25 protein-coding genes are annotated in these 22,297 nt (G+C 65.7%); 15 read left to right on the top strand and 10 right to left on the bottom strand.

Going from position 1 to position 22,297, the window contains the following annotated elements:
• Window positions 1–10 precede the first annotated feature (10 nt).
• From A6F65_RS05835 to A6F65_RS05825, 3 genes are read right to left on the bottom strand one after another with little or no spacing between them, the layout of a single operon-like run.
• On the bottom strand, window positions 11–346 hold the full coding sequence (locus tag A6F65_RS05835; RefSeq protein WP_067786766.1) for a 2Fe-2S iron-sulfur cluster-binding protein: 336 nt from the start codon (window positions 344–346) through the stop codon (window positions 11–13).
• Window positions 343–1,431, bottom strand: coding sequence for a cysteine desulfurase family protein (locus tag A6F65_RS05830; RefSeq protein ID WP_067786764.1), 1,089 nt, complete (start codon window positions 1,429–1,431; stop codon window positions 343–345). Before A6F65_RS05830 ends, A6F65_RS05835 begins: the two co-directional genes overlap by 4 nt.
• Window positions 1,428–2,498: a cysteine desulfurase family protein gene (locus tag A6F65_RS05825; RefSeq protein ID WP_067786762.1), complete on the bottom strand. Its 1,071-nt coding sequence runs from the start codon at window positions 2,496–2,498 to the stop codon at window positions 1,428–1,430. The genes A6F65_RS05830 and A6F65_RS05825 overlap by 4 nt, the downstream gene beginning before the upstream one ends.
• Before the next feature lie 123 nt (window positions 2,499–2,621).
• On the opposite strand from A6F65_RS05825, the gene A6F65_RS05820 reads away from it, so the two are divergent.
• Together A6F65_RS05820 and A6F65_RS05815 are read left to right on the top strand one after the other, a co-directional pair.
• Window positions 2,622–3,278, top strand: coding sequence for an alpha/beta hydrolase (locus A6F65_RS05820; RefSeq protein WP_067786760.1), 657 nt, complete (start codon window positions 2,622–2,624; stop codon window positions 3,276–3,278).
• Between the two features lie 148 nt (window positions 3,279–3,426).
• On the top strand, window positions 3,427–4,125 hold the full coding sequence (locus A6F65_RS05815) for an energy transducer TonB (RefSeq protein WP_067786758.1): 699 nt from the start codon (window positions 3,427–3,429) through the stop codon (window positions 4,123–4,125).
• 10 nt (window positions 4,126–4,135) lie between these two features.
• Here A6F65_RS05815 and A6F65_RS05810 read toward each other — a convergent pair whose 3' ends face one another.
• Window positions 4,136–4,354 carry a hypothetical protein gene (locus tag A6F65_RS05810; RefSeq protein ID WP_067786756.1) on the bottom strand — a complete coding sequence of 73 codons (219 nt, stop codon included), beginning with the start codon at window positions 4,352–4,354 and terminating at the stop codon, window positions 4,136–4,138.
• Between the two features lie 82 nt (window positions 4,355–4,436).
• Here A6F65_RS05810 and A6F65_RS05805 point away from each other — a divergent pair, with 82 nt between their 5' ends.
• Together A6F65_RS05805 and A6F65_RS05800 are read left to right on the top strand one after the other, a co-directional pair.
• Window positions 4,437–4,832: a DUF3597 domain-containing protein gene (locus A6F65_RS05805; protein ID WP_067786754.1), complete on the top strand. Its 396-nt coding sequence runs from the start codon at window positions 4,437–4,439 to the stop codon at window positions 4,830–4,832.
• Between the two features lie 58 nt (window positions 4,833–4,890).
• On the top strand, window positions 4,891–6,777 hold the full coding sequence (locus tag A6F65_RS05800; protein WP_067786752.1) for a DUF885 domain-containing protein: 1,887 nt from the start codon (window positions 4,891–4,893) through the stop codon (window positions 6,775–6,777).
• Between the two features lie 9 nt (window positions 6,778–6,786).
• On the opposite strand, the gene A6F65_RS05795 is transcribed toward A6F65_RS05800, so the two are convergent.
• The gene (locus A6F65_RS05795; RefSeq protein ID WP_237164899.1) at window positions 6,787–7,725 is read right to left on the bottom strand and encodes a glycoside hydrolase family 16 protein; all 939 of its coding nucleotides are present in this window, start codon (window positions 7,723–7,725) and stop codon (window positions 6,787–6,789) included.
• Window positions 7,726–7,882: 157 nt separating this feature from the next.
• On the opposite strand from A6F65_RS05795, the gene A6F65_RS05790 reads away from it, so the two are divergent.
• Together A6F65_RS05790 and A6F65_RS05785 are read left to right on the top strand one after the other, a co-directional pair.
• Window positions 7,883–9,523: an FAD-dependent oxidoreductase gene (locus A6F65_RS05790; protein ID WP_067786750.1), complete on the top strand. Its 1,641-nt coding sequence runs from the start codon at window positions 7,883–7,885 to the stop codon at window positions 9,521–9,523.
• Between the two features lie 59 nt (window positions 9,524–9,582).
• Window positions 9,583–10,524 (top strand): hypothetical protein, encoded by a 942-nt coding sequence (locus A6F65_RS05785; protein ID WP_067786748.1) that lies wholly within the window; start codon window positions 9,583–9,585, stop codon window positions 10,522–10,524.
• 16 nt (window positions 10,525–10,540) lie between these two features.
• Here A6F65_RS05785 and A6F65_RS05780 read toward each other — a convergent pair whose 3' ends face one another.
• Complete coding sequence (locus tag A6F65_RS05780) at window positions 10,541–11,107, bottom strand: DUF937 domain-containing protein (RefSeq protein WP_067786746.1); 567 nt, start codon at window positions 11,105–11,107, stop codon at window positions 10,541–10,543.
• 1 nt (window position 11,108) lies between these two features.
• Window positions 11,109–11,429: a hypothetical protein gene (locus tag A6F65_RS05775; RefSeq protein WP_067786744.1), complete on the bottom strand. Its 321-nt coding sequence runs from the start codon at window positions 11,427–11,429 to the stop codon at window positions 11,109–11,111.
• Between the two features lie 139 nt (window positions 11,430–11,568).
• Between A6F65_RS05775 and A6F65_RS05770 the strand changes: the two genes are divergently transcribed.
• Entirely contained in the window at window positions 11,569–12,537 is a 969-nt protein-coding gene (locus A6F65_RS05770) for a polysaccharide deacetylase family protein (RefSeq protein ID WP_067790173.1), read from the top strand.
• Window positions 12,538–12,567: 30 nt separating this feature from the next.
• Here A6F65_RS05770 and A6F65_RS05765 read toward each other — a convergent pair whose 3' ends face one another.
• A complete protein-coding gene (locus tag A6F65_RS05765; RefSeq protein ID WP_067786742.1) occupies window positions 12,568–14,175 on the bottom strand; it encodes a phosphoenolpyruvate carboxykinase in 1,608 nt (535 codons plus the stop codon).
• Window positions 14,176–14,329: 154 nt separating this feature from the next.
• Here A6F65_RS05765 and A6F65_RS05760 point away from each other — a divergent pair, with 154 nt between their 5' ends.
• From A6F65_RS05760 to A6F65_RS05730, 7 genes are all read left to right on the top strand, one after another.
• A complete protein-coding gene (locus A6F65_RS05760) occupies window positions 14,330–15,094 on the top strand; it encodes a response regulator transcription factor (RefSeq protein WP_067786740.1) in 765 nt (254 codons plus the stop codon).
• Entirely contained in the window at window positions 15,087–16,667 is a 1,581-nt protein-coding gene (locus A6F65_RS05755) for a sensor histidine kinase (RefSeq protein WP_067786738.1), read from the top strand. Before A6F65_RS05760 ends, A6F65_RS05755 begins: the two co-directional genes overlap by 8 nt.
• Entirely contained in the window at window positions 16,664–17,083 is a 420-nt protein-coding gene (locus A6F65_RS05750) for an HPr kinase/phosphorylase (RefSeq protein ID WP_067786736.1), read from the top strand. The genes A6F65_RS05755 and A6F65_RS05750 overlap by 4 nt, the downstream gene beginning before the upstream one ends.
• Before the next feature lie 54 nt (window positions 17,084–17,137).
• Complete coding sequence (gene rapZ, locus A6F65_RS05745) at window positions 17,138–18,079, top strand: RNase adapter RapZ (protein ID WP_067786734.1); 942 nt, start codon at window positions 17,138–17,140, stop codon at window positions 18,077–18,079.
• Window positions 18,080–18,151: 72 nt separating this feature from the next.
• A complete protein-coding gene (locus tag A6F65_RS05740; protein ID WP_067786732.1) occupies window positions 18,152–18,556 on the top strand; it encodes a PTS sugar transporter subunit IIA in 405 nt (134 codons plus the stop codon).
• Window positions 18,556–18,831, top strand: coding sequence for an HPr family phosphocarrier protein (locus A6F65_RS05735; protein WP_067786730.1), 276 nt, complete (start codon window positions 18,556–18,558; stop codon window positions 18,829–18,831). The genes A6F65_RS05740 and A6F65_RS05735 overlap by 1 nt, the downstream gene beginning before the upstream one ends.
• Window positions 18,832–18,866: 35 nt before the next feature.
• The gene (locus tag A6F65_RS05730) at window positions 18,867–19,667 is read left to right on the top strand and encodes a TrmH family RNA methyltransferase (RefSeq protein WP_205631905.1); all 801 of its coding nucleotides are present in this window, start codon (window positions 18,867–18,869) and stop codon (window positions 19,665–19,667) included.
• 4 nt (window positions 19,668–19,671) lie between these two features.
• On the opposite strand, the gene A6F65_RS05725 is transcribed toward A6F65_RS05730, so the two are convergent.
• Both A6F65_RS05725 and A6F65_RS05720 read right to left on the bottom strand, forming a co-directional pair.
• The gene (locus A6F65_RS05725) at window positions 19,672–20,388 is read right to left on the bottom strand and encodes a hypothetical protein (protein WP_067786727.1); all 717 of its coding nucleotides are present in this window, start codon (window positions 20,386–20,388) and stop codon (window positions 19,672–19,674) included.
• The gene (locus tag A6F65_RS05720) at window positions 20,385–21,800 is read right to left on the bottom strand and encodes a DNA recombination protein RmuC (protein WP_067786725.1); all 1,416 of its coding nucleotides are present in this window, start codon (window positions 21,798–21,800) and stop codon (window positions 20,385–20,387) included. The genes A6F65_RS05725 and A6F65_RS05720 overlap by 4 nt, the downstream gene beginning before the upstream one ends.
• Before the next feature lie 91 nt (window positions 21,801–21,891).
• Between A6F65_RS05720 and A6F65_RS05715 the strand changes: the two genes are divergently transcribed.
• Window positions 21,892–22,290 (top strand): four-helix bundle copper-binding protein, encoded by a 399-nt coding sequence (locus A6F65_RS05715; protein WP_067786723.1) that lies wholly within the window; start codon window positions 21,892–21,894, stop codon window positions 22,288–22,290.
• Window positions 22,291–22,297 lie beyond the last annotated feature (7 nt).

Below are 22,297 nucleotides of genomic sequence, written 5' to 3'. Positions count from 1 at the left end.
AGAATCCCCGTCAGAACAGCCGCGCGTCGTGGCTTTCGGCGGGGATTTCCACCTCCAGCCCGTCCAACTCCGGCGTCAGGTCGACCTGGCAGGACAGGCGGCTGGTGCGCCGGACATTGGCGGCCAGGTCCAGCATGTCCTCCTCCTCCTCGCTCGGCTCCGCCAGTCTGTCGAACCATTCGGCGGCGACGACCACATGGCAGGTGGAGCATGCCATCTGCCCCTCGCACGTGCCCTCCAGCGGCATGCCGGCAGCCTGTGCCACGCGCAGCAGATTGTCGCCGGGCTCCGCTATGGCGGTGTGACGGTCGCCATCGCGGCTGGTGAAATGCACGGTGATGCTCATTGCGAGTTTGCCGCCTTCAGGATTGCGCCGATGCCCTGTTCCACATCCTCGCGCGAAGTGTAGCGCCCCCAGCCCACGCGGATGGAGCTTTTCGCCGCCTTGTCGGAAAGACCGATGGCTTTGAGCACATGGCTGGTCTTGCCCGATCCGCTGGCGCAGGCGCTGCCAGCGGAGAACATTACATTGCGGCACTCGCTCATCAGCCGGGCCACATCCAGCCCCTTGCGCCGGACATTGAGGTTGCCGTGCCAGCGCGTGTCCTCATCGCCATTGAGCGCCCAATTGTCCGCGAACATGTCGCGCGCCAGCGTCCACAGCTCCTCGGCATGCTCATGGTCCTGTTCCATCCGGTCCTTCGCGACCACCGCGGCCGCGCCAAATGCAGCGCACAGCGCCGGGCTGAGCGTGCCGGAGCGCAGGCCAAGTTCCTGCAGGCCGCCGGTGATCTGCGGATCGAGCTCGATCCCGTCGCGCACCCACAGCGCGCCGATGCCCTTGGGGCCGTGGATCTTGTGCGCGGAGATGGCGATCATGTCCGCCCCCGTCACCTCCATCTTGCCGTAGCTTTGCACCGCATCGCACAGGAACAGCGCGTTGTTCTCCTTCGCCTTGCGATGCCATTCGACCGTGGGCTGGATCGTGCCGATCTCGTTATTCACCTGCATCACGCAGACGAGCCGCGTGTCCTGCGGCAAATCCTGGTTGGTGTTGCACTGCCCATTGGTGGCGACGTTCAGGACGTGACGCTTTCCAATGGCCTCCGCCGTGTCCCACACCGCCGCATGCTCGATGGCGGAGACGCTCACCGCACCGCCTTGTGCGCCCCGATGCTGCGCCGTGCCGCGCATGGCCAGGTTGATCGCCTCGCACGCATTGCCGGTGAAGATCACCCGCCCGCCCGCCGGCAGCAGCGCGCCGACCTGCTCGCGAGCAAGGTCGATCGCCGCGCCCGCCTGACGGCCCATGCGGTGCGGCGAATGCGGATTGCCGAATCCGCTGCCCTCGCTGGTGTCGAGCCATTGCAGCATGGCATCGCGCGCTTCGGGTGCGAGCGGGGTGGTGGACTGGTAATCGAGGTAGATCATGTGTTCATCTCAAGCCATGCAGCGCGGAACCGTTCCACATCCGCGGGCGTCGTGGTCCAGCCGAAGCTGGCGCGGATGGTGTTCGCCGCCACGTCCGGCTCAACACCGATGGCGTCCAGCACGTGGCTGGTCTTCATCGTCCCGCTGGAGCACGCGCTGCCCTGCGAAACCGCGAAACCCGCCATGTCGAAGCGCATGACCTGTGCCTGCGCGCTCATGCCGGGCATGGCGATGGATTGTATGTAGCCGCAGCTGTTAGCCAGCCGGTCGGAGAGCCAAGTGCCGCCCGCTTCCCGGACGCTGACAGCCAGCGACGCAATCGCCGCTTCCACACCTTCGCCCAGCCAGGGCCGTGACGCGCCAGCCTCAAGCGCGGCAACCATGCCTAATACGCCCGGCAGGTTTTCCGTCCCGCGGCGGTAACCACGCTCGTGCCCGCCGCTTGCTTCAAGCATGGCGTAATCCTTCACCAGCAATGCGCCGATGCCGATCGGGCCGCCAAACTTGTGGGCGGAGACCATGGCCATGTCACAAGGCGGCGTGGCCAGCTTGCCCGCAGCTTGCGCGCAATCGGCCAGCAGAAGGCCGCCAGCCTCGCCGACCACGGCCGCAACGCTGGCAAGATCCTGCACCGCCCCGGTTTCCGAATTGACCTGCTGCACGGCCACCAGCGGGCGCTCCCGCTGCACCGCCTCGCGCAGGTTTTCAATATCGAGCGTGCCGTCCGCGCCCACGCGCAGCCGCTCCGCATCGGGCGCCGCCTGCAGGATGCAGTCGTGCTCTACCGCGCTGACCAGCCGCGCACCGGCCTTGGCCTGCCCCAAAGCCAGCGCCGCCGCCTCACTCGCCCCGCTGGTGAATATCACCTCCCCGTCCCAGCCTAGCACCGCTTTCACCCGCTCGCGGGCATCCTCCAGCGCGCGCCTCGCCGCGCGGCCTTCGGCGTGGGGGCTGCTGGGGTTGGCCCAGATCCGAAACCCCTCCTCCATCGCGGCGCGCGCTTCGGGGCGCAGCGGGCTGGTGGCGGCGTGATCGAGGTAGATGCGGCTGGCAGGCTCTTGCGGCATGAGCCGTGCCTGCGCGGGAGAATTGCGAAATGCAAGTTTCGCACTATATAGCGCCCACCTCCCGCGTGCATTCCGACATGCGCCGCGGCCCCGGCACCACATCTAGTACAGAGCACAGCGCCCATGCCCTCCGTCATCTTTCCCGGCCCCGAAGGCCGCCTCGAAGGTCGTTTCGCCCCCGCAAAGCGCCCCCGCGCGCCCGTCGCCATGATCCTGCACCCGCACAGCCAGGGCGGCGGCACGATGAACGACCGGATCGTGCAGCGGCTGTACAAGACCTTCGTCGATCGCGGTTTCGCAACGCTGCGCTTCAACTTTCGCGGCGTGGGCCGCAGCCAGGGCAGCTTCGACAATGGCATTGGCGAGCTGTCCGATGCCGCCGCCGCGCTGGACTGGGTGCAGAGCATCCATGAAGAAGCGCAAACGACATGGGTCGCAGGCGTAAGCTTCGGCGCGCTGATTGGCATGCAGCTGCTGATGCGCCGCCCGGAAATCCGGGGCTTCATCTCCATTGCGCCGCCCGCCAACATGTATGATTTCAGCTTCCTGGCACCCTGCCCGGCCAGCGGCATCTTCATCCAGGGCCTGGCCGACACGGTCGTGCAGCCCTCCGCCACGCAGAAGCTGGTCGACAAGCTGCGCACGCAGAAGCACATCACGATCCACCATGACGAAATCCCGCGTGCCAACCACTTCTTCGAAAACGAGCAGGAAGAGCTGATGGGATCGGTTGACAAATATCTCGACTTCCGGCTCGATCCGGCCTGCGAAATCCGCTGATTTAGCCAGCAATTGCAGCGCATTGGGGCGCGTCTTGCGGCAGGCAGGGCGCGCCCTCCTTGCATCTGTCGCTGCTATATGTAATGTTACACTGTATCACAGCTCGCGCTGAAGCGGGTGTGCGAGGCGCAGACCGGGAGAGATACAGATGGCTTATATCGACCAGCAACAGGACAATTCGCGGCGGACCACGGCGGCGGTGGCGGTAATCGCCATTCATGCAGCGCTTGGTTACGCAGTGGTGAGCGGCCTCGCGATGGAGGTTATCGAACAGGTGATCGACGAAAACCCGGACGGGGTTTTGGTCCTGCCACCTCCCCCGCCCCCGCCGCCGAAAGACGAGCTCGTCGAGCCGAAGCCCGACACGCCGACCTCGCCCGAAGTGGTGGTGCCCGTCCCGCCCATTCCACTGCCCAATCCCAATCCGATGGACAGCGACATCTTCGACCCGGCGGATGTGACACCGCGCGATGTGACGCCGATCCCCCTGCCCGATCCGGGGCCGCCGATCCCGCCCGCACGGCCGGAGCCAAAGCCGCAGCCCAGCTTCGCGCCGGTGGCGGCCAAACCCCTGAATGACCAGGCCGGCTGGGTGACGACCAACGACTACCCCTCACGCGACCTGCGCGAAGGGAATGAGGGGACGGCGCGCTATTCGCTGTCCGTGACGCGCGATGGGCGCGTAGGCAATTGCAGCATCACCCGTTCCAGCGGCCATCCGGGGCTTGACCGCGCGACGTGCAAGGCCATCGAAAGGCGCGCCCGTTTCAACGCGGCGATCGACAATACCGGCGCGAAGGTGAGCGGCAATTTCACCGGCACCGTCACCTGGCGTATTCCGAAATAGGGGTGCAGGATTACTCGGACAATTCGGCGGCGCGGTCCTGCAGGTCCGCGCCGTTTTTGTCGGGGATCAGCCAGACGGCAAGGTTCGCAGCCATCACGCCCGCCAGCACCAGCATCAGCAGCGCCTGCTTGCGCGCGCGGCCATCGGCGGGATCGCGCCGCCACAGCCACACGGCCCCGACTACCAGGACGATTGCGGCCAGCATGACGAGCGAGAGGATAAGGTCCATGCTTGCGGCCCTAGCTTAAATTTCCTCTATACGAAACGATGCGCAGCGCAGTGCGTTGGTCACATGAAACAAGGAGGAACACATGGGAATTTTCAGTTCGATCAAGGATGCGATCTTCGGCAAGGAAGCCAAGGCACAGGACACAGCGCCCAACCCGTCGCCCACGCCCAGCGTGGACCCGCGTACAGGCCGCGCCATCAACCAGGATGGCAGCGTTCGCGCCGTGCAGAATGTCGACGTCGAAACCAAGCTGAGCGGCATGGACGGCGCAGACAAGCTGAACTGGCGCACCAGCATCGTCGACCTGATGAAGCTGGTCGGAATCGATTCCAGCTATGAGAACCGCAAGGAACTGGCGCAGGAACTGGGCCGCACGGATTATTCCGGCAGCGCGGAAGACAACATCTGGCTGCACAAGGCCACGATGCAGGAAATCGCCAAGAATGGCGGCCGTGTCCCGGCATCCATGACCGACTGATAACGCGCAGCTTTCGCGTGAATTGACAGGCCATGCGGCGGGGTCCAGACCCTGCCGCATGGCTTTTTCATATCCGCTTTCCGCACCGCAAATCTCCCGCCGCCAGGCCCTTGGCGGCCTTGCCGCGACCACGGCCCTGACGGCTGCCGGGCCGGCTCTGGCCTCGCCGCCACTTGCCGCCTCGGCCCCGCCCGCATTGCCGCCCGCCAGCGCAGCGCAGATCGATCCGCAGGGCGTGCTGGATGTGATCGCCCACCGCCTGTTGGCGCATGAGCCGGAACGGGCGACCGGCCTTGGCGTGGATACCGGGCGCTATGCCTGGATGCGTGGGCGGCTGGAGGACCAGTCGCAGGAAGGGCAGGACGCCTTCGCCGCCACCATGCGCGAAGACCTGACCTATATCCGCGCCATCGACACCAGCGGTTTCGATGCGGACACGCGCACCAGCTATGAAGTGGTGGAAAGCGCTTACGACACCGCGCTGGCGGGCATGGCCCTGCCCTATGGCGATATACCGGTCGGCAGCTGGCGCACCGCGCCCTATGTCGTGATCCAGAATGTCGGGACCTATCTCGACATGCCGCGCTTCCTCTCCTCCACGCATCCGCTGAAAGACGAGCGCGATGCCGCCTATTACCTCGACCGCTTGCAGCAATTGCCCTCCGTCCTAGATGGCGAACTGGGCCGCATGCGCGCCGCGCGCGGCATGGGCGTAACGCCGCCGGACTTCCTGCTGAAGAAGGCCATCGGGCAGATGGAAGCGACCATTGCGGACGCGCGCGACAAATCGGGTTCGCTGGTCAGCCCCTTGCGCGAGGTCAACATTCCCGGATCCCGCCAATGGCCAACCAATGCCTATCGCATCGTGCAGGCGGGCGTGGTGCCGGCGCTGCAGCGGCAGCTGGCGGAACTGCGCGAGCAGGCCCGCGTGGCCGGCTCCGCCCCCGGCATGTCCGCCCGGCCGAAGGGCGATGAATGGTATGCCTGGGCACTTCGCAGCAGCACCACCACCAGCCTTTCCGCCGACGACGTCCACCGGCAGGGGCTGGAGGAACTGGAAGAGCTGCACGGCCGCATGGACCCGATCCTGCGCCGCATCGGCTATACCAGCGGCACGGTGGGCGAACGGATGCAGGCCCTGTCCGCCGATCCGCGCTACAAATTTGCCGAGGGCGATCCCGGCCGCGCGGAGATCATGACCTTCATCAAAGACCGCATCGGCTGGATCAAGGCGCAGATGCCGCGCGCCTTCAACACGCTGGTGGACCCGAACCTGGAAGTTCGCCGCCTGCCGCTGGCCGAAGAACCCGGCGCGCCGGGCGCCTATGGCGGCGCGGGCAGCAAGGACGGCACCATACCCGGCCGCATGTGGATCAATCTGCGCACCACGGATCTGCACCGCAAATACGACCTGGCGGACCTGACCTATCACGAGACAATCCCCGGCCATGTGTGGGAAGGCGAATATTCCAACCGCCTGCCGCTGATCCGCTCCATCCTCGCCTTCAACGCCTTTTCCGAAGGCTGGGCGCTGTACGCCGAACAGCTGGCGGACGAGCTGGGCGCTTATGACGATTTCGAGGTTGGCCGGCTGGGCTACCTCCAGTCCCTTGCCTTCCGCGCCTGCCGCATGGTCGTAGACACTGGCCTGCACTCCAAACAGTGGAGCCGCGACAAGGCGGTCGACTTCTTCGTCACCCGCAATGGCTCCAAACGGCAGGAGGTCGAGAGCGAGGTGGATCGTTATTGCAGCTGGCCCGGCCAGGCGACCGGGTACAAGCTGGGCCACAGCGAAATCGTGCGGCAGCGCGCCCGCGCAGAGACGGAGATGGGCGAGGCCTACGACTTCAAGGCCTTCAACGACGCGGTCGTGCTGGGCGGCAATGCCCCGCTGGACGTGATGGCCAACAACGTCAGCCGCTACATCGCCACTGCGCGCGGATAGGGCCGCGCCTTACTTGCGCTGGTACACCCGCACCCAGTCCACTTCCATGAACAGCTCGCCCGCCTTCACGCGCTCGACCGTCTCGGCCGGGATGCCGTAATACGGCTTCTCGATGAAGTTGACCTTGGCCGGGTAGATCCCGCCCATGGCGAAGTTCAGGATGATGTTCTGCGGCCGGTCAAAGCGCCACTCACCATAGCGTTCGATATCGGCCTTGCTGACGCGGTAATATTCGATGTCGTCAACGGCAAAAATCAGCCCGTCCGGGGTGCGCTCCACCGAATAGGTGTGCCAGCCGGTCACATCCTGCCCTTCAGGGAAATAGTACCGCTTGATGATCGGCGTTTCGCCGGAATAGCCGGGGCCATGCATGGCGGCATTGGTCCAGCTGGGATCGCCGACATATTCCATGATGTCGGTCTCGCCGCTGTCGGGCCACTGGCCGTAACCGAGCATCCAGAAGGCGGGCCAGACGCCCACCGCATCGGGCATGCGCAGGCGGGCGGAGACCTTGCCGTAAGTCACGTCATACTTGTTCGCCGTGTCGATGCGGCCGGACACGAAATCGACCTTGCGGCCCGTCGGCGTGGTATAGCCCGGCTCCCACACCGGCTTCAGCACCAGCGCGCCGCCTTCCGCGCCATCGGGATTGGCGAAGGAGATCACGTCTGCGCGGTCGATATAAGCCTGCTGTTCGTTGTTCACGAAGAAGCGCGGCCCTTCCACATTCCAGATGCTGCGATCGAGCGTGCCTGCATCAAACTCGTCCGACCACACCAGCTCCAGCGTGCCTGCGGGGTCGGCGAAGGGGATCGGGTCATATTGCGGCATGCCCGCAGCCGGTCCGGGCCCGGGGCCACCAGAACCGGCGGATTTCGGCGGGGATGTATCGCCGCCGCAGGCGGCAAGCAGAGCGGTGGCCGCAAGCAGGCTGGAAATGCGCATCATGTCGAAACTCCCCGGGTGACGAAATTGTGAACGTTCACAATCGCGCTGGTAACTCCCAGAGTCAATCCGCGCCGCCATGCATTCGGATGCGTTGGTGACGGCGCGCGGTGGATCGCCTAGACTGGGCGCCCCTACCAGCCCCGGAGACTGACGAGACATGGAATCCCTCGCCGAAGACCTGCGCACGATGCAGCGCGTGCCGCTGGACGACGAGCATGTGGCACTGCTGCGCGACCTGGGCGAAGAGCGCGAATATGCCGCGGGCGAGACGGTGGCTGAAGTGGGCGAGCCGATGGACCGCTTCGTCTATGTGCTGGACGGCGAGATCGAGGTGGTGGATCCCTATTCGGGGGAGCGGCTGCTGGACGCATCGCTCGGCCCCACGCAGTTCATGGGCGAGATCGCCTTCCTCAATGCCGGATCGTGGTTCCTGCCGATGCGCGCGGCCCGGCCCACCCGCACGCTGGAAGTCGCCCGCCAGCCGATGCTGGACCTGATGTCGCGCGTGCCGGAGCTGTCCGACCATGTGATTAACGTGTTTGCCGCCCGGCGGCGGCGGCAGTTCGAGGCGAACAACAGCGCAGTGAAGGTGATCGGCGCGGACCGCGACCCCAAGGTCCAGGCATGCGCCAGCTTCCTCAGCCGCAACCGCATCCCCTTCCAGGCCTTCGACATGGATGCCGGCGATGAGGAGACGCTGCAGGTCTGCGATCTGTCGGGGCACGAACCGTCGGTCATCGTGGGCCAAAACGAGGTGCTGGAACACCCCAGCCCGCGCGCGCTGGCCCGCCATCTCGGCCTCGACATGGATGTCTGCCGCGAGACGCTATATGACCTGCTGATCGTGGGCGCTGGCCCCGCGGGCGTTGCCGCATCGGTCTATGCCGGAAGCGAGGGGCTGTGCGCGCTGGCGGTGGAAGATACCGCGATCGGCGGACAGGCCGGGACCAGCAGCCGGATCGAGAATTACATGGGCTTCCCCACCGGCATTTCCGGCACGGACCTGGTCTATCGCGGACAGATCCAGGCGATGAAGTTCGGCACCCGCTTTGCCATGCCGCGCCGCGTATCGGGCCTGCGCCACCGCGACGACGGCGCCTTTTGCGCCACGCTGGACGATGGCGACGAGGTATGCGCCCGCGCCGTGCTGGTGGGCACCGGCGTACAATACCGCCGCCTACCGCTGGACGGGCTGGAGGAGATGGAAGGCAGCGGTATATTCTACGCCGCCACGGAGATGGAAGCCCGATACTGCCGGGGCACGGAAGCCGTGGTGGTCGGCGGCGGCAATTCTGCCGGGCAGGCCGCCATGCACATCAGCCGCGCGGCGAAACACGTCCATCTGGTCGTGCGCGGGGACAGCCTGGCCGCATCCATGTCCAGCTACCTCTCACGCCGGCTGGAGGCGGATGATCGCATCACCATCCATTACCAAACCACGGTCACGCAGCTGCATGGCGAAGGGCGTCTGGAGGCAGTGACGATCGAGGGGCCGGACGGTCCCAAGCGGATCGACAGCCGCGCGCTGTTCATCATGATCGGCGCTGCGCCCAACACGGGCTGGCTGTCCGGCATGGCGGAGGTGGACGAGCGCGGTTTCGTGAAGACGGGCGCCGCTGTGGGCCGCGAAACACCTTACGAGACAAGCTGCGATGGCATTTACGCGGTGGGCGACGTGCGAGCCGGATCGGTCAAGCGCGTGGCCAGCGCCGTTGGCGAAGGCTCCGTCGTGGTCAGCCGGATCTGGGAATATGTCGATGCGGCGCGCGGCCATGAGGCCGAGCCCGGCGCCGAGTGAGCGGTTTTGACAATACCGGCGCGAGGCGTAACCTGATCGCGGTTTTCAGGAGTCGCACCATGCTGAACCGCCACATCACCAGTCTTTTCACCCGCATGTTCGCTGGCCTTGCTGCCGCGCTCCTGCTGCTGGCAGGCGTGGCCGCGCCCAGCCCGGCTCTTGCCACGCAAGACGGCACGCAGTGGCACGATTGGGGCAAGGTCGACCTCAGCTTCTATTACCCCGCGCTGGAAGATCTCTCGCTGTCGGACGACGTCATGCGGCTGGAGCTGAACGAGGGTCCGCTGACGAAACTTCACGGCCGCGACAGCCTGGTGATGGGACTGGCTTCCCACCTGGCGATTACCGGCGGTTACAGCGGCTTCGCTGTGGTCGACCGCGAAAAGGTTCCGCTGACCCGGCGCGTGCGCGTCGAGGGCGAGCCGGAGCGATGCTTCACCGTGCCGGTTATCAATCCCAATCCCTGGGGCGCGGCGCTGACCCGAACCGAATGCCACCCGCCGACGCCCGATTACTACAAGAGCGAGCGGACAGGCACGAATTGGCGCTACACCGTGCGTCTGCTGGCGCTGCACGAGACCGTGCCGATGGACGAGCTTGCGGCCACGAAGCTGAAGGTTCAGGGCAAACGCTATTACGATCCCGGAAAAGTCTACAGCGCCCTCGTCCCGGCACTGGGACCGGACGCGGCGCCGCTATACCGGCTCTATTCCACGCCGCAGCTGCGCGCAGGCGAGCGGATGGCAAAGGTTCAGGAAAAGCACTGGCCCGCGATCAACCTGTTCCGGCAGGAGTTCTACACCAATTACCTGTGGCAATTGAAAGACCTGCGCGAGCGCGGGCTGATGGACGGGCCGGTGGGCGAGCAATTCATCAGCAACACGGGCTTCGTGATGCTGCAATATTACGTGCCGATGGTGAACCGCTACCGCGCCAGCAAGGGCTGGGAGCCGCTGGGGCTGCTAGACCTGCTGGAGCGGAAGGACTGGATGGCGCAGTAGTCGCGGGCGCCAGTCCCTAGCGTTTCATCATGCCGGTCACGACCTGGCCGAGGATACCGCCAAGCGCGCCGCCCAGGGCTCCGCCCTGCGGCGCGGCACCGCTGCCCTGCTTTTCCTTCATCATGTAACCGATCACGGCCATGGCCAGGATCGGCAGCATCTTTTTCAGGATGTCGCTGCTGATGCCGGTCGAGCCGGCAACCTCTTCCGCCACGCCGCGGCTGACATCCTTGCTGCCGAAGATCTGGCCGAGGATATCGTTGCCTGGCGAAGTGGGCGTAGGGTCTTTCTTCAGCACGGCGTCCAGCAGGATGCCGCCCAAGCCGCCGCCCAGACCGCCGCCGAGCGCACCGCCCAAACCGCCGCCGGAGGGCTGTGTACCGCCCAGAGCGCCGCCCAGGATCTCTCCAAGGCCGCCCAGTCCGCCTGCGCCGGGAGCGCTGGTGGTCTGTCGGCCCATGCCGGCCACGATTGCCGGCAGCAGTGCGCCAGCGCCCATGCGCGCGGTCTGTTCGTCGATGTTGAGTTCACGCGCCATGCTTTCGATGACGCCGGATTGCTGCAGGACCTGCGAAAGGTTCATCCTACTTCTTCCCGAACAGGCCGCTGGCGAAACCGGCGATATCGTTCAGCGGATTTCCGTCTCCATCGCGGTCCAGCATGCTGGCGAACTTCGCCAGGCTGCCTTCGCCGCCGATCTGTTCGCGGATTTTCTCAAGCGTGCCGGCATCCATTCCGGTCTTTTCCGCAGCGACGCTGATCGTGTCGCCCGGATCGGTATGCGCTTCGCCCAGTGCGGCGACGGCCTTGGCGGCCATGTCGGGATCGATGCCCAGCTTTTCCGCCATGTTCGTCACGGTCGGGTTGCCCTGGACCTGGCCCAGTATGCTGTCGAAAAGTCCCATCGTCCTGTCTCCATGTTGTGCGAGTCGCGAACCGCAGTGTGGGCCTTTGCTTGCGAAATGTTAACGGCCAATCCGGTAAAACCGTTCCGTTATGCCAATCGCAACCGCAGGAGCCGCCGCGCCGCGCGCGACGCCGATCATGGCCCGTCTATATTTCACCATCGATACGGAATACGAATCCGGCTTCACCGCGAAGCATGGCCGGGATTCACGCGCTGCGAATTTCGACCGCGCCGTGGCCTGCCGGATGAGCGATGGCGAGGCGGGCATCTTCTACCAGATGGATGTGTTCGACCGCTGCGGCATGAAGGCCGTGTTCTTTGTCGATCCCATGCCCGCCATGCTGTGGGGCACGGGGGCCATCGCCGATATCGTGGAGCCCATCGTGACGCGCGGGCACGAGGTGCAATTGCACATGCACACCGAATGGCTGGCGCTGGCGGGCGATGCGGCCATCGTGCCGGACCGCGGCCCGAACATGAAGGATTACAGCCAGGAAGAGCAGTGCGCGCTGCTGTCCTATGGCCGGGATGTGCTGGAGGCTGCGGGTGCACCGCGCCCCAAAGTATTCCGGGCGGGCAATTACGGCGCGAATGACGATACGCTGCGGGCGCTCGCCCAGCTCGGCTTCACCCATGACAGCAGCCACGCGCCTGCCATTGCGGGCGGTGCCTGCGCCATCGATCTGGGGCCGCAACATCGCAGCCCGCTGCAGCGCGAGGGCGTGGTGGAAATCCCCGTGAGTGCCATCGGCTGCGAGGAAAGCGGCCTGCGCCACGGCCAGTTCACCGCGCTGGGCATACACGAGCTGAAGGCCATGCTGGCCTACGCAGCGGCGAGCGAGCACAAGGATATCACCCTCGTCTCGCACAGTTTCGAGCTGGTCTCGCGCAGCAAGAACCGGATCAACCCCCTGCTCTGCCGCCGGTTCGAGAAATTCTGTGAAGCCGTGCGCGACAATCCGGCGGTCGAAGCCGTGACCTACGCCCAGCATGCGCCGGACGTCCCACCGGAAGGCAGCGAGACGCCTGCCTTCCCGGCGAACCGGGTGCACAAGGCCTTGCGACTGGCCGAACAGGCCGTCTCCAACGCGCTATACGGCGGCTGAGGCTGCCCTAAAAATCGCCCCGCCCCGGCCTCAGGCGCTGGTGGGCGCTGCCTGCCGGACGCCTTCGTCCACATGCGCTTCGAACTGCGCGAAATTGTCCACGAACAGCTGCACCAGCTTATGCGCGGTCGCGTCATAGGCATCCTTGTCCGCCCAGGTGCTGCGCGGGTCGAGGATGTGCTGGTCCACGCCGGCCGCTTCCAGCGCGGGTACGCGGACGGGGACTTCGAAACCGAAATTGGGGTCCTTGCGGAACTCCACATCGGCCAGATCGCCATCCAGCGCCGCATTCAGCAGCGCGCGCGTGGCCTTGATCGGCATGCGGTGCCCGTCGCCATACTTGCCGCCAGTCCAGCCGGTGTTGACCAGCCAGCACTGCACGCCGCCGTCGGCAATCCGCTTCTTCAAAAGGTTGCCGTAGACGCTCGGATGGCGCGGCATGAAGGGCGCGCCGAAGCATGTGGAGAAGGTCGCTTCCGGTTCGGTCACGCCGATTTCCGTGCCGGCGACCTTGGCGGTGTAGCCCGACAGGAAGTGATACATCGCCTGGTCCGGCGTCAGCCGCGCGATCGGGGGCAGCACGCCGAAGGCATCGGCCGTCAGCATGATGACGTTGCTGGGCGGCGGGCCCATATTGTCTTCGCTGGTGTTCGGAATGGAGCTGAGCGGATAGGCACCGCGCGTATTCTCGGCGAGCGAATTGTCGTCAAGATCGATCTCGCCATCGGCGTCCATCACCACGTTTTCCAGCACGGTGCCGTGCATCCTGGTCGTGGCGAAGATTTCCGGTTCGGCTTCCGGGTCCAGCCGGATCATCTTGGCATAGCAGCCGCCCTCGAAATTGAAGACTGCCGTGTCGGACCAGCCATGCTCGTCATCGCCGATCAGCGTGCGGCTGGCATCGGCGGACAGCGTCGTCTTGCCCGTACCGGACAGGCCGAAGAACACCGCAGTCTTGCCATCGGGGCCGATATTGGCGCTGCAATGCATCGGCATCACGCCCTTGGGCGGCAACAGGTAATTCAGGATACCGAAGACGCTCTTCTTCATCTCGCCGGCATATTTCGTGCCGCCGATCAGGATCAGCTTCTCGGCCAGGTTCACGGCCACCACGGTCTCGCTGCGGCAACCATGGCGCGCAGGGTCGGCGCGGAAGCTGGGCAGGTCGATGATGGTGTATTCCGGCGCGAAGCCTTCCAGCTCATGCGCTTCGGGGCGGCAAAGCAGCGTGCGGATGAAAAGGTTGTGCCAGGCCAGTTCGTTGATGACCCGCACATTGACGCGGTGCTCCGGCTGGCTGCCGCCGAACAGGTCCGCGACATACAGCGTGTCCTTCTGGCCCAGCGCGGCCATGAAGTCTTCCTTCAGCGCGGCGAAGTGTTCGGGCGCCATGTCCTTGTTGACCTTGCCCCACCACACGGTGTCTTCCGTCTCGCCATCGCGGACGATGAACTTGTCATTCGCGCTGCGCCCGGTGTGCGGCCCGGTTTCGACCACCAGCGGCCCGTGCTTCGCCAGCTTGCCTTCGCCATTGGCCAGCGCGTGGTCCACCAGCGCATCGGTACCCAGGTTGGCGTGGATGGTCGCGGATGTGGCAATGCCCTGGTCCGCCAGCGAGTGGTCAAGCGTCGTCGTCATGTCTTCCTCCGAGGATCGCTGCGCCTGTCACCAATGGCCGCAGCGGAACGTGCATACGAATGCACGGCTTTTCCCGCAGCCTATAGGCAGGCCATCGCGGCACGTCAATTTTGGCGCAATTGCGTTGGCGCGGCGGAGGGGATAGGTCTTGCGAATGTCGAGCGAACCCCAAGCATCCCCGGCCGAATCCCTGCGCGAACCGCAACGCGTTATCGCGCTGGTGGACGATGACCGCAACATCCTGCTGACGCTGTCCATCGCATTGCAGGAAGAAGGCTTCCTGACGCGCGTCTATTCCGATGGTGAGACTGCGCTGAAGGCGCTGCGCGAAAATCCGCCCGACATGGCCGTGTTCGATATCAAGATGCCGAAGATGGACGGGATGGAACTGCTGGCCCAGCTGCGCGAGGAATCGGACCTTCCGGTTATCTTCCTGACCAGCAAGGACGAGGAGGAGGACGAAGCCGCCGGCCTCGCCATGGGGGCAGACGATTACATCGCCAAGCCGTTCAGCCAGCGCCTGCTGATGGCCCGCATCCGCGCCATCCTGCGCCGCACCGGCTCTCCGCTAGGCACCGGCCCCTCCCCCACCGTGGCGGCGGAGAATGGCGAAGGCGGCATCATCATGCGCGGGCGGCTGGCCATGGACCCGGCGCGTCACCGCGTGACGTGGGACGGGACGCATGTGCCGCTGACCGTGACCGAATTCCTGATCCTGGAGGCGCTGGCTCAGCGACCCGGCGTCATCAAGAGCCGCAACCAGCTGATGGATGCAGCCTATCCGGACGATGTCTTCGTGGATGACCGCACGGTGGACAGCCATATCAAGCGCCTGCGCCGCAAGTTCCGCGCTGTGGACGACAGCTTCGGTGCGATCGAAACGCTGTACGGCGCCGGATACAGCTTCACCGATGGCTGAGGACCCTTCCGCCGGAACGCGCGCGGGCAGGCTGGCAAACCCCCTTGCCGGCAAGCTGGGCCATTTGCGCGGCTTTTCCATCACCAGCCGCATCCTGGCGGTGAACATCCTGCCGCTGCTGCTGCTGGGCGGCGGCGTGTTCTACCTCGATTCCTATCGCACCCAGCTGCTGAACGAGCGGTACAAGCTGGCCCGGATCGAAGCGCAGATCACGGCCGAGGCGCTGGCCGGCGCCACGCGCGAACGGCAGGAAGCGCTGATGATCCAGATCGGCAAGGAACAGCGCATGCGCCTGCGCATGTACGATGCCGAGGGCAATCTGTGGGCCGACAGTTTCGAGCTCGATACGCCCGCCTTCACCTTCGACGATCCGGAGCGCAACGACTGGGGCGAAGAAGTTGCCACCTGGCTGGACCGCGCCGTGGACTGGGTGGTGGGCGCGGACCCTATCCCCGATTACGTGGAGCCGGCGGACACTTCCGCCGACGGCTGGCCGGAATTGCGGCGCGCGCGTGAGGAAGGGCTCTCGCAGATCCAGCTGCGCGATGCGCCGGACGGAACCCCTGTCATCAACGCGGCAGCGCCCGTGGGCCTTATCGGGGCCACATTGCTGACCACGCGCAATGCGCAGGACATCACCTTCGAGGTGCGCGAGGCGCGCTCCACCCTGCTTTCTGCGGTGCTGCTGGCGCTGCTGATCTCCACCCTGCTTTCGCTGTACATGGCGCGCACGATTGCCGTGCCGCTGCGCAGCCTGGCGGGTGCAGCCATCCGGGTGCGGCAGGGTCGCGAACGCGACGTGGAAGTCCCCCGCCTGCCGGACCGGCGCGACGAGATCGGCCTGCTGGCCCGCGCCGTGTCCGACATGACAGAGACGCTGCGCCAGCGGATCGACGCGGTGGAGCATTTCGCCGCCGACGTGGCGCATGAAATCAAGAACCCGCTCGCATCGCTGCGCAGCGCGGTGGAATCGCTGCAAAAGGTGAAGGACGATGACCTTCGCGCACAGCTGACCGAAGTCGCAGCCCACGATGTGCGGCGGATTGACCGGCTGGTGAGCGAGATTTCCGAAGCCAGCCGTATCGATGCGGAAATCAGCCGTGCCACCTTCGTCAGCGTGGACATCAATGAACTGGTCGAAAACCTGATCGAGCGGCGCGAGGCACGCGGCGAGAATTCCGGACGCGCCGTCAGCCACACGCGCAGCGGCGGCTCTGCACTCGTGCTGGGCGTGCCGCTGCGGCTGGAACGCGTGCTGGAAAACCTGCTCGACAACGCCGTGTCCTTCTCTCCCGGTGGCGGCGAGATCGAGGTGCATGTCGATGCCACGGCGGAGGATGTGACGATCACCGTCTGCGACCAGGGGCCCGGAATCCCGATGGCCGCGCGAGAGAAGGTCTTCAGCCGCTTTCATTCCAGCCGCCCGCCGGACGAGGCCTTCGGATCGCACAGTGGGCTGGGCCTCGCCATTGGTCGCACGATTGCAGAGGCGCACGAAGGCTCGCTGGCAGTAGACGACCGGCCCGATGGCGAAGTGGGCGCCTGCCTGATCCTGACCCTGCCCGCCGCGTGAGCGCGCTGCTGGCAAACGTGACCTGCGTGTCCATTGAGGGGCGCGGATTGCTGATCGAAGGCGCGCCCGGCAGCGGCAAGTCCTCTCTCGCCCTCGCCTTGATAGACCGCGGCGCGGTGCTGGTCGGCGATGACGGCGTGACGGTGGACGCAGAAAACGGCGCGCTGCTCGCCAGCCCTCCGCCCAACATCGCGGGAAAGCTCGAGATCCGGAACGTCGGGATTATCGAGATGCCCGTCACCCAGGCCCCGGTCAGCCTGGTCGTCACCCTACAGGACGATGCGCCGCGCCTGCCCGATGGCGCTGGCATGCGCCGCCTGCAAGGCGTCGAGATCCCTCACATCGCCCTTTTCGCCGCAACCCCGCACCTGCCGCTGCGCGCCGAATGGGCGCTGCGCATGCACGGCCTGCCCTGACGCGTTTCGCCAAGCGGCTTTCCTTTTACCCGCCCCGCCCCCACATATCGCCGCATGGCCCCGAACGCCCACGATTCTCAAAAACGCGTCCTGCTCGTCACCGGCATGCTGGGTGCGGGCAAGACGACAGCGCTGAAAGTGCTGGAAGACCTTGGCTGGGAAACGATCGACAATTTCCCGATCCGCCTGCTGGAGCGACTGGTGGGCGATGACGGTGCGACGCCCGACGGGGAAAGCCATCCGCTGGCCATCGGCTTCGACTGCCGCACGCGCGGCTTCGTGCCGGTTGAGATCATCGAGCAGGTCAAGACGCTGAGCGAGCGCGGCGATGTGGAGCTTTCCACGCTGTTCCTCGATTGCAACGATGTGGAACTGGCCCTGCGGTTCGACGAAACGCGCCGCCGCCACCCGCTCGCGCATGACAACCCGGTGGAAAACGGCATTGCGGCAGAGCGCGAGCTGCTGTCCCCGCTGCGCCGCTGGGCAGATGTGCTGGTGGATACATCCAAGTTCACCACCAATGACCTGAAGAACCACATTCGCGGCATCCACGGCGATGACGCGCCGCAGCCGATGACCGTGACAATCACCAGCTTCGGCTTCGCGCGCGGCATGCCTGCGGCGGCGGACCTGGTGTTCGACATGCGCTTCTTGGACAATCCGCATTGGGTCGATGACCTGCGCGAGAAGACCGGGCGCGATGCGGAGGTGGGCGAGCATATCGAGCGCGATCCCGGCTTCGGGCCCAATTTCGCGCGGATGGAAGCGCTGCTGCTGGACCTGCTGCCGCGCTATGCCGCGCAGGGCAAATCCTACTGCACCATCGCCTTTGGCTGTACCGGCGGGAGACATCGCAGCGTCTACACCGCAGAGAAGGCTGCGAAGGCCTTGCGCGATGCTGGCTTTTCGCCCACGGTCCGCCACCGCAATCTGGAATCCCGCGCCGCCGGGATCGTTGAAGGATCCCCGCTCGGCGGGGAAATGGAGAGCAAGTGAGCATGCCGGACCTTCGCCCAATTCGCGCAGCGGTTTTTCCGCCCGCCCGCTAAGGCACCGGCCCATTATCCCATGATTGGCATCGTACTCGTCACCCATGGCCGCCTGGCCGAAGAATTCGTCTCCGCAATGGAGCATGTGGTCGGCACGCAGGAGCAGGTCGCAACCGTCTGCATCGCGCCTGACGACGACATGGAGGCTAAGCGCGCCCAGATCCGCAAGTCGATCGACAAGGTGGATACAGGCTCCGGAGCCGTCCTGCTGACGGACCTGTTCGGCGGCACGCCGTCCAATCTCGCGATCTCACTGCTGGAGAAGGGCCGCACGGAAGTGATCGCCGGGATCAACCTGCCCATGCTGATCCGCCTGGCGAATGCCCGCAAGGAACTGCCCCTGGCAGAGGCTGCTCATGCCAGCCGAGAAGCGGGCCGCAATTACATCACCGTCGCGTCCGAATTCCTGGGTCAGGACGCCTGATGACCGGGTGTTCGCAGCAAGTCACCATCGTCAACCAGCGCGGGCTGCATGCGCGGGCCAGTGCCAAGTTCGTAGGCGTCGCCAGCGCCATGGACGGCTGCACCGTGCGCGTGGCGAAGGACGGTAACGAGGCGCTGGGCACCTCCATCCTGGGCCTGATGATGCTGGGCGCCGCCAAGGGCGACACCATCGAGATCGGCTGCGAGGGCGAAGCGCAGGAAGCCCGCCTGGCCGAGCTGGTCACGCTGGTCGAGGATGGCTTCGGCGAAAGCTGAGGCCGCCTGCACACAAGACGGGGGCGAGGATCGCCATGCGCCGCACCATCACCGGATTTTCCAACCCCACCGTAAAGGCCATCCGCGCGCTTCGCGACAAGAAGCATCGCCGCCGCGCCGGTCAATTCCTGGCCGAAGGGCTGCGCCTGCTGACCGATGCGCGTGAGAACGGCCATTTGCCGCGCCAGCTGGTGATGGCAACTGGCCGCGATCCGCACCCGCTGCTGGACGAGCTGGAAGCGGCCGTTTCTGCCGCCGGCGGTGAGGTGATCGAGACCAGCCGCGACATCCTTTCCAAGATTACCGGCAAGGACAATCCGCAGGCGGTGGCGGGAGTCTTCGACGAATTCGATACCTCGCTGTCGTCGCTCGACCGTTCCCGCTCCGGCATCTGGCTGGTGGCGCAGGCGCTGCGCGATCCGGGCAATATCGGCACCATGCTGCGCACCGGCGATGCCGTGGGCGCAGGCGGGCTGATCCTGATCGACGATTGTGCGGACCCCTTCGGCGTTGAGACCGTGCGCGCCAGCATGGGGGCGATCTTCACGCAGCAAATGGCGCAGGCGCGCTGGGGCGATTTCCTGGTGTGGCTGCGGCGGGCAGAAGGCCAGCTCGTCGCCGCGAGCCTGCGCGACGCCGTGCCCTATCGCGGCGCACCCTATGCCGCGCCCTGCTTCGTGCTGGTCGGTAACGAGAGCCAGGGCCTGCCCGAAGAATACGAGACCGCTTGCGACCTGCGCGTGACCATGCCGATGCGCGGGCGGGCGGACAGCCTGAATGCCGCCATGGCCGCTGCCGTCCTGTCCTACGAAGTGCTCGCCGCGCTAGACGCCTGAGCCGTCAGTCGCCCGCCACGAAACTGGTAACGGACCACTTGCCGTTCCGCTGGGAAGCCACGACGCGGTAATCGAGCAGGCTGCGCAGCATGTCCGTCCGGATGAAACCCGTGGTGCCGTCCACCGCGACGACGCGCTGGTATTCGGCATCGGCATCGAAGGCCGCCAGGCTGACCACATCCCAGGAAACAAGCGCAACCGTCTCGCCGTCCGCGGCAGGCGCATTGCGCATCGGCACATTCTCGCCAGTCACAATCACGCCATTGGCCGCCTCGACCGCGTCGATCTGCTGGTCCGCGTACCAGGGGATGGTGATGCCGCCCTGCTTGTTGGCGGAACAGCCCAGTTTCAGCAGCTGGTCCAGTTCCTCCCATAGTGCCCAGTCGTCATCGGCCAGCCGGGTCTCCAGCTCGGCCGCGCCCATGCCGCCGCCGAAGTCCAGCAGGATATCGTCCGCCACCATGGCGCGCAGGGCCGCAACGTCCCGCTCAGCCACGGCTTTTTCCAGCCGGCCGCGGAATTCGCGGCTGCCTTCGACCTGGTCGCAGGTGTCGCGCGGGGCATAGGGGCCATCGGCCATGGGAGAGGCTTCGCCCTCGCCTTCGCCCAGTACGCCTTCGGCCACCTTGCCGATTTCCTCGGCCGGTGCGGTTTCGGCCCGCTCGCATCCGGCCAGCAGCATCGCTGCCGCCGCCACGCCCATCACAACACGCATCGTCATTCTGCCGCCTCTTGCTTGTCGCGATCAATAAGCAGGTTTTCGTCCGGTTCCGCAATATCCGCATCGGTATAACGCGGCGCGCCTTCCACCAGCGGCACGTCCTCGATCTCCTTGCCGATCTCCAGCCCTTTCTCTGCCATGCGGCGACCGGAGGTCAGCACATTGCGCTCGAAACTGCCGACGAACTTGTTGTAATTGGCCACCGCCGTCTCCAGCCCGCCGCCCACGCGCTTCATATGTTCGGAGGCGACACGCAGGCGGTCATAGAGCTCCGCGCCCATCCGGCCGATTTCCTGCGCTTCGGCTGCCATCCGGTCCTGCCGCCAGACCTGAGCCACGGTGCGCGCGATGGCGACGAGGTTGGTGGGCGTGGCCAGCAGCACGCCATTCTTGAAGGCGAAATCCCACAGCTCCGGATCGGCTTCCAGCGCGGCGGCGACGAAGTGCTCACCCGGCACGAACATCACCACGTAATCTGGCGCATCGTCGAACTGGCTCTGGTAACTTTTCGCGCCCAGCGTCTGGACGTGGTTCCGCATGCTCTTGGCGTGCAGTGCCATGTGCCGCGCGCGGTCATCGTCATTGTCCGCCTCGAACGCAGCCTGGTAGGCGTTGAGCGAGACCTTGGCGTCGATCACCAGCTTCTTCTGCCCCGGCACACGGACGATGGCATCGGGCCGCAGCCGCCCGCCTTCGGTGTCGACGGATTGCTCCAGGTCGAAATCCGTATGCTCGGACAGGCCGCACTGCTCCAGCACGTTCTGCAGCGCCCGTTCCCCCCAGCGCCCGCGCGCCTTGGGGGCATTGGTCAGCGAATTGCCGAGCCGCTGCGCCTCGCGCCGCACCTCTTCCTGCCCGCGCTGCATGTTCTCGATCAGGCCGGTCAACTGGCCAAAGGCATCGACGCGCTTGGCCTCCAGCTGCTCGACCTGCGCTTCGTATTTCTTCAGCCTGTCGTCGACGGGTTTCAGCAATTCGGACAGCTTGGCCGCACTCGCCTTCTCCGAATGGCCGAAGCGTTCGCTGGCGCGGGCGAGGAACGCTTCCTGCGCCTTGCCCAGCACGGCGGCGCCGGTGTTCTCGAATTCCTTCAGCAGCTTCTCGCGGCTTTCTTCCAGCAGGCGCTTCTGCTCGGCAAAGCCGGCAGCCTGCGCCTTAAGACCGGTCAGCTCCTCGCGCGCGGCGTCCAGCTTCTGCGCCAGATCGTCCGCCCGCGCGGCCCGCTCGCTCATGGTGGCAAGCTCCGGCGCCATGCGCTCCACGCGTTCTTCCGCGCTCCGCGCCTCCTCGTCCCGCCGGGCATGGCGCTCGCGCAGTTCGGCCACCGGGCGCGATCCCACGAACCAGCCCAGCGCGCCGCCGATCAGCAGCGCGGCAGCAAAGACGATGACGGTCAGCAGTGTCGTATCCATCGCCGGAACATAGCTGGAACGGCGGCGAGCGCCAAGCCCGCCTTGGAACTATCCCCCACCCGGCTCGCTGGGAGGGGAAAGGAGATTTGCAATGTCGATCAAGGAAATGATCCAGGACCATCCCGCGGTGGGCGCCGATTACAACGAGCAGCTGGGCGAGGCGATCAAGCATGCCATGTATGGCGCAGCCATCATGAACAGCTGCGCCGATGCCTGTAATGCCGAAGACGGCGACATGCGGCGCTGCATCCGCTTGTGTTCTGATGCCTCGGACGCCTGCACGGCCTTCTACCGCATTGCTAGCCGCCGGACCGACGGCAATGTCACGGTGATCAAGTCGCTGTCCGAAGCGGTCATCATCGCCTGCAAGGTCTGCGCGGAAGAATGCGCCAAGCATGAAAATCCGCATTGCAACCGCTGCGAGCGGATGTGCCGCGAAGTGGTTGAAGACATGGTCAAGGCGCACGATGCAATGATGGAAGCCGCCTGAAGCCCCC

It is taken from the genome of Paraurantiacibacter namhicola, from assembly GCF_001687545.1.
Classification (GTDB): Bacteria; Pseudomonadota; Alphaproteobacteria; order Sphingomonadales; family Sphingomonadaceae; genus Paraurantiacibacter; species Paraurantiacibacter namhicola.
This window is presented reverse-complemented; position numbering and strand designations above follow the sequence as displayed.

Excerpts from the sequence above, each read along its gene's own strand:
- A6F65_RS05815 (WP_067786758.1), top strand. The coding sequence starts at position 3,427 with ATGGCTTATATCGACCAGCAACAGGACAATTCGCGGCGGACCACGGCG.
- A6F65_RS05770 (WP_067790173.1), top strand. The coding sequence starts at position 11,569 with ATGGCCCGTCTATATTTCACCATCGATACGGAATACGAATCCGGCTTC.
- A6F65_RS05715 (WP_067786723.1), top strand. The coding sequence starts at position 21,892 with ATGTCGATCAAGGAAATGATCCAGGACCATCCCGCGGTGGGCGCCGAT.
- A6F65_RS05825 (WP_067786762.1), bottom strand. The coding sequence starts at position 2,498 with ATGCCGCAAGAGCCTGCCAGCCGCATCTACCTCGATCACGCCGCCACC.
- A6F65_RS05830 (WP_067786764.1), bottom strand. The coding sequence starts at position 1,431 with ATGATCTACCTCGATTACCAGTCCACCACCCCGCTCGCACCCGAAGCG.
- A6F65_RS05760 (WP_067786740.1), top strand. The coding sequence starts at position 14,330 with ATGTCGAGCGAACCCCAAGCATCCCCGGCCGAATCCCTGCGCGAACCG.
- A6F65_RS05765 (WP_067786742.1), bottom strand. The coding sequence starts at position 14,175 with ATGACGACGACGCTTGACCACTCGCTGGCGGACCAGGGCATTGCCACA.
- A6F65_RS05740 (WP_067786732.1), top strand. The coding sequence starts at position 18,152 with ATGATTGGCATCGTACTCGTCACCCATGGCCGCCTGGCCGAAGAATTC.
- A6F65_RS05730 (WP_205631905.1), top strand. The coding sequence starts at position 18,867 with ATGCGCCGCACCATCACCGGATTTTCCAACCCCACCGTAAAGGCCATC.
- A6F65_RS05735 (WP_067786730.1), top strand. The coding sequence starts at position 18,556 with ATGACCGGGTGTTCGCAGCAAGTCACCATCGTCAACCAGCGCGGGCTG.
- A6F65_RS05775 (WP_067786744.1), bottom strand. The coding sequence starts at position 11,429 with ATGGGACTTTTCGACAGCATACTGGGCCAGGTCCAGGGCAACCCGACC.
- A6F65_RS05810 (WP_067786756.1), bottom strand. The coding sequence starts at position 4,354 with ATGGACCTTATCCTCTCGCTCGTCATGCTGGCCGCAATCGTCCTGGTA.
- A6F65_RS05755 (WP_067786738.1), top strand. The coding sequence starts at position 15,087 with ATGGCTGAGGACCCTTCCGCCGGAACGCGCGCGGGCAGGCTGGCAAAC.
- A6F65_RS05820 (WP_067786760.1), top strand. The coding sequence starts at position 2,622 with ATGCCCTCCGTCATCTTTCCCGGCCCCGAAGGCCGCCTCGAAGGTCGT.
- A6F65_RS05835 (WP_067786766.1), bottom strand. The coding sequence starts at position 346 with ATGAGCATCACCGTGCATTTCACCAGCCGCGATGGCGACCGTCACACC.
- A6F65_RS05725 (WP_067786727.1), bottom strand. The coding sequence starts at position 20,388 with ATGACGATGCGTGTTGTGATGGGCGTGGCGGCGGCAGCGATGCTGCTG.
- A6F65_RS05785 (WP_067786748.1), top strand. The coding sequence starts at position 9,583 with ATGCTGAACCGCCACATCACCAGTCTTTTCACCCGCATGTTCGCTGGC.
- A6F65_RS05720 (WP_067786725.1), bottom strand. The coding sequence starts at position 21,800 with ATGGATACGACACTGCTGACCGTCATCGTCTTTGCTGCCGCGCTGCTG.
- A6F65_RS05795 (WP_237164899.1), bottom strand. The coding sequence starts at position 7,725 with ATGATGCGCATTTCCAGCCTGCTTGCGGCCACCGCTCTGCTTGCCGCC.
- A6F65_RS05800 (WP_067786752.1), top strand. The coding sequence starts at position 4,891 with ATGGCTTTTTCATATCCGCTTTCCGCACCGCAAATCTCCCGCCGCCAG.
- A6F65_RS05780 (WP_067786746.1), bottom strand. The coding sequence starts at position 11,107 with ATGAACCTTTCGCAGGTCCTGCAGCAATCCGGCGTCATCGAAAGCATG.
- rapZ (WP_067786734.1), top strand. The coding sequence starts at position 17,138 with ATGGCCCCGAACGCCCACGATTCTCAAAAACGCGTCCTGCTCGTCACC.
- A6F65_RS05805 (WP_067786754.1), top strand. The coding sequence starts at position 4,437 with ATGGGAATTTTCAGTTCGATCAAGGATGCGATCTTCGGCAAGGAAGCC.
- A6F65_RS05790 (WP_067786750.1), top strand. The coding sequence starts at position 7,883 with ATGGAATCCCTCGCCGAAGACCTGCGCACGATGCAGCGCGTGCCGCTG.